The organism is Desmonostoc muscorum LEGE 12446 (assembly GCF_015207005.2).
Taxonomy (GTDB): domain Bacteria; phylum Cyanobacteriota; class Cyanobacteriia; order Cyanobacteriales; family Nostocaceae; genus Nostoc; species Nostoc muscorum.
Genome location: NZ_JADEXS020000002.1, coordinates 120,206 through 132,878, shown reverse-complemented (window position 1 = coordinate 132,878; position 12,673 = coordinate 120,206). Strand labels below are relative to the sequence as shown.

The following is a 12,673-nucleotide window of genomic DNA, read 5'->3' as shown; positions in this document are numbered from 1 at the left end:
GAGTCTAAGTTAGACTTGGTATTGACATGACGCTTACCCCATCCCTCTTGTGCTGCGTGTTTAACTATGCTGCGTCGAATTGACCTGCTAAGATAGTCGAATTCATTTTTTACGAGTCGTGATGCGTAAAGCCCCCGTCTTTCTAACTGGGGGATATAAGCGAATGTGCCAAATTTATTTGGCTGGAATATTTACAAAGCGTAGGTACGGTTTATAATCTCAGAGGAGGTGATAAACAATTGTTTAATCTGACATACGAATTTAAGTTAAAGCCAACCCATGCACAGGCTCAGATATTTGAAGACTGGTTAGAAATTAATCGTCGTGTCTATAACTATGCTTTGGCTGAACGTAAGGATTGGTATTTGTCGCGTAGTTGTCGGATTAACGCTTGTTCGCTCAAACATGAATATATTATTCCTGCTGACACTTCTCGTCCAACCTATGCCAGCCAGTGCAAAGCGTTAACTGCTGCCAAAAAAGACTTTCCTGAACTCAAGAAAGTACAGTCTCAGGTTTTGCAGCAAACCCTAAAACGCCTTGAGGTGGCATTTGTGGCAATGTGGGAGAGAAACCACGGATTCCCCCGATTCAAAAAACTTGGAAGGATGCGGTCTTTTGTGTTCCCACAAATACAGTGTCAGAGGTTGAATCCGGGAATGGTTAATTTGCCTGTGATTGGTTGGGTTAAGTTTCGTCAATCACGAGCAATACCTGATGGTGGCGTAGTAAAACTTGCCCGTGTAGTGAAACGGGTTTCTGGATGGTACGTGATGCTAACTGTTCAATGGGATGTATCTGTACCGAAGCCTTTGCCACATGGGGAAGCGGTAGGGATAGATGTAGGACTAACAAGCTTTATTGCAACTTCTAATGGGCTACAAGTCTTGCGTCCAAAGTTTTTTGTAGATACCGAACGCAAGCTTAAATTGCTGCAACAGCGTGTCTCAAGAAAACAATTAGGCTCGAACAATTGGTACAAAGCTATTAAGAAAGTTGCTTCATTGCATGAGTACGTTGCCAACTGTCGTAAAGACTGGCATAGAAAACTGTCTCACCAAATCTGCAACAATGCTGGAATGGTATTTGTTGAAGATTTAAATTTAGTTAGCTTATCTCGCGGAATCTTGGGTAAGCACTGCCTAGATGCTGGGTTTGGGCAATTCTTCAACATACTACAGCAAACCTGTTTCAAGCGTGGTGTTTATTTCCAAAAAGTAGACAGTCGCAAAACCAGCCAGATTTGTCCGAGTTGTAGTGTTGAGACAGGCAAGAAAGAACTCTCAGAACGTACTCATGTTTGTTCAAATTGTGGCTATACCACAGATCGGGATGTAGCAGCCGCACAAGTAGTTCTTAAAAGAGGACTTGCAGCCGTTGGGCAAACGGTCAAGATGCTTGCTGAGGGTAAATTCATTGGAATCCCTTTGAAGCAAGAATCCCCGAATTAGAAATTCGGGGAGTGTCAACTGATTAAAATGAATGATGCGATTATTGCTGGCATTGTTCGTATCACCATCACCTAGAAAATCATAAAAACTCTTGCAACCCTTTGGTAATTTATCGTATTTTGTTAAAACTTCATTACCTACCCAAAGATAAAGGTCAGCGTAGTCCCTATGTAAAGGTGCTTCGTAAGTTGCAGGCATCATGTAGGTAAGAACTTCTGTGGCTGTGCTGGAAACACCAACCTGATCCTGTTCGTATTCAGTGAAGATAAGTTCCAATCGATCCTGAATACAAGCAAACTTGAGCCATTGGGGAATCGTATCACTCCAAGGACTGCGATGAATTACCAATGGCCCTGCAAGGTAGCGAACATGGTGTAGGGAAAATTCAGCTATTTCCAAAAGACTTGCTAATAATTCTTTTGGTGTATTTAAACTTGCCAGAATTTGCAGCATTTTTCGGGTGTTATCTGGCAGTTTGGTACTATTCCCATTACTAATTTCTGCCATTACTTCTGGTGAAATTAAATTCATTTGCTCCATTTGTCATCTCGATATGAGCGCATCACCAAAAATAGCCAATCGGCTAAAAAATTAATGTCCAATAGGTGAAGGCTGATACTAGATAAATCTTTTTATGCTGGCATTGATACAGCTTTTTTAGGTAATGCCAATGAATAACGAACCCACAATTAACCAAAATCTTGATACTGACGACAGTAGGAATTATCAGTCTAGCAGTGGCTATCAATCTTTATGTTACGGTGTTGAGCAATCAAGTTCTGGAGATAGTAGTAATCCCCTGCAAACAGACCAATTTAGGGATGGTTATCAAGAGAATATTTTTGAAATCAATCTTGGGGATACACCTTACACTGAATCGGCTGCTAATCCCAATCCTCAATTACCAGGATATGGCTCTGGCTCAGGTTACAAGTCTAAGAAAAGTCAACAGTCAGCATCGCCAGAGCTAGAGTTATAAGTCATATTTCTACTGATAACTATACCCCAAAAGTAACAAAAAAATGGTTTGCATTAAATAAATTACTTTGCTTGTTGGGGTATAGTTGCTGTCATTTATAAAGCTGAAATTATGAAGATACCAAAAGCATGGATATCTCTTCTGGTTGTCATTGCTTGTATTATTTATAGTATCGCCGCACAAGCTACAATCAACACAATTGGTGATGGCAATTTACCGACTCGAATTGTAGAAGTTGCAAATCCTCAGTCTCGACTACCTGCTACTAAAGTTTTGCTCCCAGACTGGAGCCGCATTTCTCTGGCCCAGCTACCAGGTATCAGTCAATCCGGTGCAATTGATGGCAGTCCCTACAGTCAAACATTGGGTTATGACCTGAGTCGCACTTGGAATGTGGGTATGACTCCTGACCAATATTTGAAGTTAGGAGATATCAGTGAAGCATTGCAGGCAGAGGAGTTTTCTTTACAGGCGATCCAGGCGATCGCTCTGGGCACACAACCAGAGGCGAACACAGGCATTAACAGTATAGATTTAAACCAAATTGCCTTGAGTGAATTTCTCCTGATTGGGGAGCAGACATTGAGCCATTTAGCTCAGGTTGTTCCAGAATTAGCTAATACACAAGTAAACAATATTACACCTGTTGCAACCTTACTAAAATTTCACTTAATTGCCGCATCTAATTTAACACTAGCTCAGGTACTAACACAGTATGAAGTTGGGCAAATGAAGCTGGGAGAAATCGACTTGTCAAAGTTTTCTATTTCTTCAATTCCTAACTTAGATGCAGTACAGCTACAACAATTTACAGGTTGGATGAATAGCAATGTTTCGGATATTCCTGGTTTGGGACAAGTACCTTTAGGATTAATGCCTAATCCCATCACTGAAATTGGTAGCTTAGTAATGCGGATTGATGTAGTTTATGGGCCAGCAGAAAACCGCCGTAACAATACGATTTCTGGTTCAGACGTGCAAGGGTTTTCTGTGCCTTGTACTGAAAAAGACTGCGCTTACTTAGAATTGGATGATTTGGAGAATACAGGTCGTCAGGAACGTGGTCAGTTGGAAGGTAAACAGTGGATTTCCGGTAAATACCAAGAAGTCGAGGGCGGGCGGGGTATCCTGAAAGCAGTGAATAACGGTCGGGAACCAACAGGAAGGCTACCGTTTGGTAAAGCTTTTAAGGTGGTGGTAATGGAGCCGGATGAAACTACTGATACGGTAGATACAGCTTTGTTCTTTCGGTTCTGTGCTTGGCGAATGGGTTGTACACCTTATTTTATTGGGCCTGTTCCTTTTTTCAGCTACAAGGTTAACTCCCTGATATTTGTAGGCAATTTGAGTGAACAGAGGACAAATACTACGTCTTTACCAACTGGAGCGACAAGAGAGCCTAAAGCTAGCACTACCAACGGTACTGGAGTAAGAGAGAAGATTAATCCATGCACGTTTAGTAATGCTAGTCGGTCGATAACAGATCAATCACTCTCTGGTATTGATTTGCGATCGCTCTCAAATGCAATTGCGGAAATTGAGAGTGCTGGTAGCGGGGATTACAAAGCCATTGGCATACATACCTGTGCGGATGGGGGTTTAAATTGTGGTCGCGCTCTCGGTCGCTACCAGTTCATGAGTTATAACCCTTATGCAGTGAAGTTAATTGCTGCCAAGCCTGGAGGTAAAGAGTTTCTGAGTCAAGTGAAGCAAGGGCATCAACCAACAGAGGCTGAACTATTTGAGTTTTTTCCTCCAGCTGACCAAGATAGGGCATTAATGGCTGATATGGCTAACAAAATTCAAGTGACACAAGAGCAAATCGATCCGGCTACAGGACAGCCATTTACCGGCGATCGCCTAATTGAACGAGTGGCTCAAAAGCATTTTGGTGGTGATTACAGCAAAGTTGATGGAAATGGCTCAGATGCCCTCGGTCGTCTCAGTCTCAAAGATTACGGCAAAACCGCTTTAGCTAGTTATCGCAACAGTAATAGCGATAATGGAACGCTGACCTGTTCTCCCAATGTAAATTCTAGCTACATCAGCACTGCTAAAAATACTGAAAATGGGAGGTAGAGTATGACAGATTTATCTAAAACTTCTATTACCTCAGCCCATGAGATAAAAGAAATACTGGATACTGAGCTGCATTCAAAAATACACTGTGGGCAAACAGGGGAAGGAAAGGGAGTTTATTCATCCTCCGCCTCCTCTACTCAGTCTCAACCACTGAAGACAACTGCATATCAATTACCAGCACCTTCTATGAGGGTACGTTACTGGGTTCATTGGTTTCGCATTGGTTTGGGCATCTTTTTGTTGCTGTCAATTCTCATGAGCTTAGGGGGCTGTAGCTTAAATGCAGCAACCGTTACTTGGAACAAAGCTGCTAATGTTGTGCCTGCTACAGTCGTTGAACAGGTGATTGTAGAAAATACAGAGTTAAATGCCAAAGTATCTGCTAAAAATATACTGGCTTGGAGTGTGGAAGGGAAAGACGGCAGGTTCGCAGTTTTCAACTTGAATACACCTGATGTCTGTGGTGCTTTGGGATGTCTGTATACTGGTTACTGGCTCAGAAAGGACAAACCAATTACTCAGGTATTCTTGAGTTACTTGAATCCCAATCTACCACCAGGTAAACATTTGTTAGAAGTGGGAGAGAACCGAGGTCAGGCATTACCGTGCATTAAAGTGCTGCAAACCGAGCAAGAGCAGCTACGCCAATTGAATTTTTGTTTCAATGGCACTGGCTATCAACTTGCTGATAGTCAGCTTTTCACTAATAGTAAAAAATCCCAAAGTTGATAACTCGAAATCTAGAAGAAAACTCTGCCATAGTCATCTTAGCTACGGCAGGCTATTTTCATCTAAAACCTCTAGGAAATTCCCATTAAATCGGCATCTAGGTCAGTGGTGGATGAAGAGTGCTGAGTTAAAAGGCCGCCCACAAGTGGAGCAACTGCCGTGCGAGGCATATACCAAGTTGAGTGACTTTTAATCTACTCAGGACTCAGGACTCAGCACTGAGTAGTGGGTAGTTTACCAGCACAGACGCTATAGTTGCATTGGACTATTCCTCATCATCCAGTTCATCGTCTTCCTCCTCAAAATCATCATCGTCTAATTCAGCTTCCAAATCGTCGGTTTCATCGAGGAAGTCGTCATCGTCAATAAGTTGAATTTTGCGAGGTGGCTTGGTCGCTGGTTTCGATTTACGAACGCTTGGAGTTTTGTTTCTATTCTTATTTGGTGGCAATACTTCCACGTCTACAGATACCGATTCTCCTGGCAAAGCAGGTAGGGATTGAGGTTCATTAAAACCAGCGATCGCATCATGTTGTTGCCAAATTAGGGCTTTAGCTGCGGGTTGACCCAAATAAAATTGAGACAGATTTTCAACGGTGGGTTTAGTATAGTCTACAGTCTTACAACAGTCGTGTTTATTCTTACCTTCGCCCTCTTTGACAGCTTTGAACTCGACTGACAGCACACCTAAGCTACGCCACCTATCGGTTTTGCCGCTAAATGGCACTTGGAAATAGTCAGCAAAGGTTTTTTCCAAAGAACGGTAAAACTCCTCACGCACTGACTTAAAACTCCAGAGAGCTACATTCTTAAAGCGGACAACGACAGGAGTAGTATGCAGGGGTTGATTATCCTCATCCAGAAACACCAGTGCATGTTCTGAACACACATCCATTGTTTTCTTGTCAAGGTTATGCTTGTATTCATCATAAAGCCCAACAAAAGAACCACCCAAGTCTTCAACATCTGATTTATAACGGATATACTCTGGTACAAAAGCTAAAACTAGTAACCGTGCTTGAGTAATTAAGAGTCCAGTAACATCTTCAGTTAGGGTGACAATAGTTAGGTCGTCCTCCTGTGGCATATCAAGCCAGCCAGCCTTTTCTAGCTGGTCTTCTGGAATTAGAAGTCCGGCGGGTTTGTCATTAACGACAATGCCGTAAGGCAGTAACGGTCGTCTAACTTGGTTATAACTGTCGCTGAGAAGTTCTGGGTCAATATCGTCAATATCAAGGTCTGACAATTGAGTGTTAGGAGCTTTAGATTTAGCTGCTTGAGCTTTGGTATTAGCTTTGGGATTAGAAGCAGCAGTTTTGGCAGTAGATTGATTGGAGCGATTAGAGTTGTTTGAAACCCTAGATTTAACCATTGGACTACATAAATATGATTGCCCAACGCATGAGGCGTTAGCCTCAAAACTTATTTACCAACCGTTGTTTATGAGGCAATTACTCTCCACCACAGATTTAAATTACGCCATAAAATAAAGTATCTTGAATGCTAATTTACAAACTAGCGAAAATATATATGAGGATGACAGGAGGTTAATCATGAAATTATCACCACTATATATACAGTGGGAGCAAGAGGCTCAAAAGCAAGGGCAACGTATGGTTGTAGAAAATTTACTAACAGTTCGATTTGGTACGCTAGATGAACAATTAGCCACAATTATTCAGCCTATTCTAGAGTTACCTTCACACATCGTATGCTTCTTTACTGTTGCAGTTATCGAATCTCTCCCGTGAGGATTTATTGGCGAAGTTTAACAGCAATCATTCATAAAGCTGTTATGTATCTGACACTCCTCTAGAAATAGAGTTTCTAACACCTCTAAAAAAATGTCCAAAAGGTCAATACCCTAGCTTTCACTTGGTAGCTAAAATTTCTGCTAAATGCATACTTCACTGCTATGAACATTTCCCAGAAAAATCTACCACACAACCAGATCACTGCTAACTCGACATTAATTGAAGTGTCATCCTTCCAAGCACCTCTGGCTAGCATTGACTTTGGCAAGTTGTTTCAACAGTATAACAATCCCCAAGGTTGGATGATGGTAGGTGGAATACTGTTCGTTATACTGTTGTTGCAAATCAGTGGTACTGGTAAGGGAAAAATCACCACTGGTAAAGTCTCCGGTATCAGCGAGAAACTAGCAGCAACTAACCTAGCACTCAAGCAAATCAAGGAGTGCAAACACAATAAAGTTACCCTGTGGTCTGGAACTCCTCGCTATTGGGTAAAAGGTAAATGGCGATCGCTAATTACTAATCTCCAAACAATGTTAGGTGCATCTCCTAGTGTTTGGTTTCCCAATGCCGAAAGGGGAACACTGGTAATAGGTGCGCCTGGGTCTGGTAAAACCTACTCAACCATAGACCGGATGTTAGAAAGTGCTATGCAGCAAGGTTTTCCGATTTTACTCTACGACAAGAAGGGCGACCAACTACGACTCCATGCACCCTTAGCAGCCCGTTATGGTTACAAAGTACGAGTATTTGCCCCCGGTGAACCCTTTAGCGGTGTAATTAATCCTTTGGATTATATGCGTGATGCACGCGATGGGGTAATGGCGGGGGAAATTGGACAAGTGATTAACCGCAATGCTTCCAGTGGTGGTAAAAGTGATGAGTTCTTTGCTAAAGCCGGTGACTTGTTAGCTAAAGCACTTTTACAGTTAGTTAAGGGTTCACCTTACCCAGATATGGCGATGCTTTATGCTGTGCTGCGGTTGCCAAAACTGGTGCAACGTCTTGACCATGCGGTACAGTCCAAAAGGTTGGATGAATGGGTGGCGACTTCGTTTATTCAATTTTTGAGTGCCAAGGATGCAGAGAAGACTATTTCGGGGATTTTGACCACAGCAGCAGGTACTTTTTCATCTTTCATCCAAGCTGATTTGCTGAGGGCATTTATCGGGAAATCTGACATTCCCACTAAGCTTGAAGGTAGAGAGATGGTGGTGTTCAAGCTAGATGATGAACGCCGCAGTGTGGTTGGGCCTCTGCTGGCGGCTGCAATGCACTTGATGATTGTCGGTAATTTAAGCCGTCCCCGCAAAGATCCGTTAATTATTTCTTTGGATGAATTGCCATCAATTAAGCTGGACAGATTACCACAGTGGATTAATGAATATCGTTCCAACGGTGCCTGCTTTATTCTGGGTATCCAAAGTTTAGAGCAACTTTACGATATTTATGGGGATAAGATGGGAAGTGCGATCGCTTCTGCTTGTAGTACCCATGTTTTGTTCAATCCTGGCAACTACAAAACGGCTGAGGATTACTCAAAGCGTTACGGTGAGAAGGAAGTGCTAATTAAAAATCGTACCACTGGGCGATCGCTTGGCGGACAAATGAGCCATTCAATTAGCTGGAGTGAGAATTTGCAAAAGATGCCTGTAATCAGTGCTGACGAAATTTTGAAATTTCCTCAAGGCAAGTGCGTAATTACTAGTCCTGGTTACAGTTCAGAGGGACAAGCTTCTATTCCCTATCCTTTAATTATTCCAGTGTCCAAAGCCGATGAAAAACGAGCGTATGATAGTGAGGCTCTTTGGGATACACAAGTTAAACCTGCTTTAGAAAGTCAGGTGATAATTCCTGATATTAAAACGTTAACACAAGCATTACATGAACGGATTGAGTCAGCCGCGCGAATGTTGCCATTACCAGAAGAAGATGTAGCACCTGCACATGAGTCTAGTAGCAGTGAAACTGATGTTTTAGAAAATTTCCCAACACGAGTTTATCAAACACCCGGATTGCAAGGATAAGAGGCTGGTAGCTTTTAAGAAGCGAAATATTGTTGGATATATTGTTGCTCACAGCGTAGAATGTTCAGGGGGTGTATGTTTTCCTGTTGCTAGTAATTTGAGGATAATCTGCGCTTGGTTGAAGTGGTTAAAGCAAGTGCCATTTCTCAACATTATTTTGCCATACCTCTTTGATAAACTTTTTGAACTCTTCTAGAATCAGAGGTAAATCACTATCAATTTCTTGGGTTTGTTGCTCATTTGTAATTGGACGAAACAGACGACGGCCTCGACTATCAAAACCAATTTTATCCGCAACTGCCATAAAGATTGAGTAATCTTCTGGTACTGGTAAATCTCCACCTTTGCGCTGAAGAATCAAAAAGCTGGTGATAATTCCCAATCCACATTCTACCTGAAAGTTTTCTGTAGGTAACTGAATGGAAGCAATTAGTAAAGCCATGTCTTCTAATAGCCATTGGCGAAAGTGTGCTTGGTTAGATGAAGACAGAATTCCATTAGATACCAAGATACAGACTATTTCACCAGGTTGCAATTGATTTAAACACTGTTCTAAAAATAAGCACTCTTGTTCTGCTTGGGTTTTCAACTTGGATGTAATAATGTAGCTTCCATCTCCGTTTTTTATCCATTTATAAGCCATCTCAAATCTGGCGAGTTCGGAATCGGAAGCGAGATTAATTTTGCAATAGGGAGGATTGGCAATGGCTACAGTAGGCAAGGAAATTGGCAGAGGAAGATTACTGACACAATTTTGAAATAGTTGTTGCCACTCAGGAATTTTAATTTTCATCAAAATAAACTTCCTTGCAACATATTTTCTGCTTTAGTATTTTCGTATTTGATACCATTAATTAGCAACCTATTATTTAGCTTCGGTTTAGGTGTTGATGCGGGAGTTTCATACTTTAAATTTGGTCGAATAAAAGAAATTCCCTTCCCAGTCAGCGTATCTCCGATGACTAAATCTCCGCCCAAACTAGGAATAGGCAATGCCAAGTAGGGAGCGTAAAGCATGAAGTTTAAACTTGCTATTTTTATTAGTAGCGAATCCCACTCCCAGCCTGTCAAACTGATGGCATAATTGGACATTTCCAATGCTAATCTTCCTGTACCAAGTGCTGGTTCATATATATGAAATGGTGCTATTGCAGCAGAACTGTCAACTGCTGCAATAGCCATTGTCCTGGCTGTCCAAGTAGGAGTAGGATAGAATTTAGCTCTTGATTGCCCGTAACGATTAGCAGCCAACAAATGACCGAAGTAATCGAAGGGACAAGAAATCAAAAGCTTCAGTTCCAGTTCTTGAATAAGACGATTACTCGCACCGTTACATCCCTCTGGCTCATGAGGCAATTTAGCAATGCTGGGATGCCCTAGAGCATAAAGTAACCAGTCAGTGAAATAGGGAATAAATCTGGAAGGACTGCCACATCCACCTGTAGGAATAGATTGCAGACAGCTTGAAAGCATCTGTAAAACTTGAGGATGTCCTAAGTCTAAAAACTCAGTTTGTGGTATTTCTTTAGGTAGTTCTCCAGTTTCCATTGTCCATCGCCATTGCTCCCACCTACCTTGATATTCATCATCTAATTTCAGTAGTTTTGATAATAGCCATCCATGTTCAAAAGTTGATTTGAGTACCATTGGTGTTATCTGTAATAAGCATTTGCCAATGGCAGAGGCATTAGCCTCTTAAATCTTGACTTCTGGAATAGCTTCTAAATTGACCATTGACGATAACTCAGGAATGACTATGTTTGATTGTGATTTTTTATCTGGAGATTGAGTCAGTAGTTTAATTAACCATTTTTCAGTCTGCATCTGATCCTTTTTATTCCAACGTACATTTAATCTTTGGGCTGGTTTAACAGGATGTAATGCTAAAACTACGAGTTGTATTTGGTTAGGAGCAACTGAGTATTGTCTAGCCGTAGTCCACAACTTTACCCGGTCTTGCCAGCTTAAATATGGATGGCGTATAGCCCATTCATAAAGCCTGGGAATACCTTGTTTAAATGCTAGATTTGTTAATACTTGAATAAAGTGCTTTTCGTCATTAATTGCAAGAGGTGCAATTACTGGATTATCGACTAATAATTTTTTCCGAGATTGAAAAATTTCCGGTGCAAGTTCCTGTATTTGAGAAACCCACTGAGCAATTTGAGGATAGGCATTTAATAAAGGTTCTACAGTCAGTCCTAAAAATAGTTGTTTCATCACCAAAGATAAATTATCTGCAACTATAGAGTCAAAGGCATAGCGATTTGGATAATATTTTTGACTGGGTAATAGGAGTTGTTGCTGTGTTTTAGTAATTTGTTGAATATCGGCAAGATTAATTACTGGCATGGTGGAGAGAATATAACATCTCTCCAATGCAGCGGTAAGCTGCAAATTAATTACTTCGATTAATCATGCTTCAATACAGATATACAGCGTATTGTGGGTTGCTGGAAGTAGAAAATTTAGTTACAAAGCTATGCAACAATCTGGTATTACTGTTGATAGCTGAAGGCTGCTGTAATTAGGCAAGATAGCCAGGGCAACCGTATGTTTAATAGGAGTAATTTTTTTGATTGAGATTATTAGAGTTCGTGCTACACCGGAGCAAATTGAACAGATGCTACAAGAGTTAAAGTTTTATATTAAGGTAGCGGTGGATATTGAGCATCGGATTCTGGCTGGGGGAGGTGAAATGCACTTTTACTGTGAACAGGCGTTGCTAGAAGATGGCAGTAAGCAGAGTGATATTTGGGCTGCTAGTTTTAGACCTGATACACAACAGATAATCTATGAGTCTATGGTTAATCTGCGTCCCAGACAGAATCGTTCAATGGAAATTATGGACGTTAAAATTAGAGATATTGTTGCCGCAATTATTATGGAGTTTCTGGGATGAATAGTGGCTTAACTTATGAGCAAGAAACCTTTGTGCAAGATAGTATCCCTGTTAGATTGGAAAAATTGGCAACTAATTTAGCACGGATAAGTCAAATTTTCAGTGATTCTACGCATGAGGATGTAGTCAAAAGCCTGATTAGAGAGACTATGTATTTTCTTGAGTGGATAGCCCCAGATATAGATATTGACAATGCTTGTGAGTTAGCAAATTTAGGAAGGTTTCTCACACGCTGGCTGTTTAACTGGGAACAAGCCTGGAATAACACAGAAGCTAAAAACCAGATTATTCAAGAACTTGGCACTTGGTCAGACAGTGTTTTGCAAATGTCAAAATTACCTGCTGTACAACAATCCTAACTGATAATGACTCAATCCCAACCTCCATTACCACAACCCAAACTAGAATCTGCTGGTATTACCTCTGACCAGTATTTTGAATTTACCCCAGAAAAGTTGGAACTGAGCAACGGATATTTGGGTTATGGTGGACAAGACCAACTTGGGTTTCACTTGTCTGTTCTCACTAATATGGGATTGTTGACAGCAGTTCGACATACAAATTTGTCGCTGTGGCTAGAAGCACTCAAAGGTGTGGTGAGGGAAAAACTACCGACTGTCAACGCCCAACCAGAACTAGCAGAAGCAATGCTCAATCGATTTAATCGGGCGATCGCAGACTTGGAGGCAGTGATTGAGTATCTGGGACAATAAAATCTGGAAGTTGAGCGATGTTTACGACGATGCTTG

At 41.3% G+C, this 12,673-nt stretch carries 13 protein-coding genes; 9 read left to right on the top strand and 4 right to left on the bottom strand.

All coding sequences use genetic code 11. The features are described 5' to 3' along the window. The first annotated feature begins 239 nt into the window (after positions 1-239). The 4 genes from IQ276_RS36855 (at position 240) to IQ276_RS36840 (ending at position 5,241) form a co-directional block, all read left to right on the top strand. Positions 240-1,451: an RNA-guided endonuclease InsQ/TnpB family protein gene (locus IQ276_RS36855; RefSeq protein ID WP_190881523.1), complete on the top strand. Its 1,212-nt coding sequence runs from the start codon at positions 240-242 to the stop codon at positions 1,449-1,451. 670 nt (positions 1,452-2,121) lie between these two features. Next, a complete protein-coding gene (locus IQ276_RS36850) occupies positions 2,122-2,430 on the top strand; it encodes a hypothetical protein (protein ID WP_235116430.1) in 309 nt (102 codons plus the stop codon). Positions 2,431-2,541: 111 nt separating this feature from the next. After that, the gene (locus tag IQ276_RS36845) at positions 2,542-4,509 is read left to right on the top strand and encodes a M23 family peptidase (protein WP_235116429.1); all 1,968 of its coding nucleotides are present in this window, start codon (positions 2,542-2,544) and stop codon (positions 4,507-4,509) included. A gap of 3 nt (positions 4,510-4,512) precedes the next feature. Continuing rightward, entirely contained in the window at positions 4,513-5,241 is a 729-nt protein-coding gene (locus tag IQ276_RS36840) for a hypothetical protein (RefSeq protein WP_235116428.1), read from the top strand. A gap of 265 nt (positions 5,242-5,506) precedes the next feature. Here IQ276_RS36840 and IQ276_RS36835 read toward each other — a convergent pair whose 3' ends face one another. Continuing rightward, a complete protein-coding gene (locus tag IQ276_RS36835) occupies positions 5,507-6,613 on the bottom strand; it encodes a DUF5895 domain-containing protein (protein WP_235116427.1) in 1,107 nt (368 codons plus the stop codon). Between the two features lie 181 nt (positions 6,614-6,794). On the opposite strand from IQ276_RS36835, the gene IQ276_RS36830 reads away from it, so the two are divergent. Beyond that, positions 6,795-6,992 (top strand): hypothetical protein, encoded by a 198-nt coding sequence (locus IQ276_RS36830; RefSeq protein WP_193917507.1) that lies wholly within the window; start codon positions 6,795-6,797, stop codon positions 6,990-6,992. A 164-nt stretch (positions 6,993-7,156) separates the two neighbouring features. Next, the gene (locus IQ276_RS36825; RefSeq protein ID WP_235116426.1) at positions 7,157-9,022 is read left to right on the top strand and encodes a type IV secretory system conjugative DNA transfer family protein; all 1,866 of its coding nucleotides are present in this window, start codon (positions 7,157-7,159) and stop codon (positions 9,020-9,022) included. A gap of 127 nt (positions 9,023-9,149) precedes the next feature. Here IQ276_RS36825 and IQ276_RS36820 read toward each other — a convergent pair whose 3' ends face one another. The 3 genes from IQ276_RS36820 to IQ276_RS36810 are packed head-to-tail and all read right to left on the bottom strand — an operon-like array spanning position 9,150 to position 11,374. Next, the gene (locus IQ276_RS36820) at positions 9,150-9,815 is read right to left on the bottom strand and encodes an N-6 DNA methylase (RefSeq protein ID WP_235116425.1); all 666 of its coding nucleotides are present in this window, start codon (positions 9,813-9,815) and stop codon (positions 9,150-9,152) included. Then, positions 9,815-10,669: a hypothetical protein gene (locus tag IQ276_RS36815; protein WP_235116424.1), complete on the bottom strand. Its 855-nt coding sequence runs from the start codon at positions 10,667-10,669 to the stop codon at positions 9,815-9,817. Before IQ276_RS36815 ends, IQ276_RS36820 begins: the two co-directional genes overlap by 1 nt. A 48-nt stretch (positions 10,670-10,717) precedes the next feature. Beyond that, a complete protein-coding gene (locus IQ276_RS36810; RefSeq protein ID WP_235116423.1) occupies positions 10,718-11,374 on the bottom strand; it encodes a hypothetical protein in 657 nt (218 codons plus the stop codon). Between the two features lie 223 nt (positions 11,375-11,597). On the opposite strand from IQ276_RS36810, the gene IQ276_RS36805 reads away from it, so the two are divergent. The 3 genes from IQ276_RS36805 to IQ276_RS36795 are packed head-to-tail and all read left to right on the top strand — an operon-like array spanning position 11,598 to position 12,637. Beyond that, a complete protein-coding gene (locus IQ276_RS36805) occupies positions 11,598-11,924 on the top strand; it encodes a DUF5674 family protein (RefSeq protein ID WP_193925810.1) in 327 nt (108 codons plus the stop codon). Then, entirely contained in the window at positions 11,921-12,283 is a 363-nt protein-coding gene (locus IQ276_RS36800; protein ID WP_193925812.1) for a hypothetical protein, read from the top strand. The genes IQ276_RS36805 and IQ276_RS36800 overlap by 4 nt, the downstream gene beginning before the upstream one ends. Before the next feature lie 6 nt (positions 12,284-12,289). Beyond that, entirely contained in the window at positions 12,290-12,637 is a 348-nt protein-coding gene (locus tag IQ276_RS36795; RefSeq protein WP_193925814.1) for a hypothetical protein, read from the top strand. The last annotated feature ends 36 nt before the right edge of the window (positions 12,638-12,673 follow it).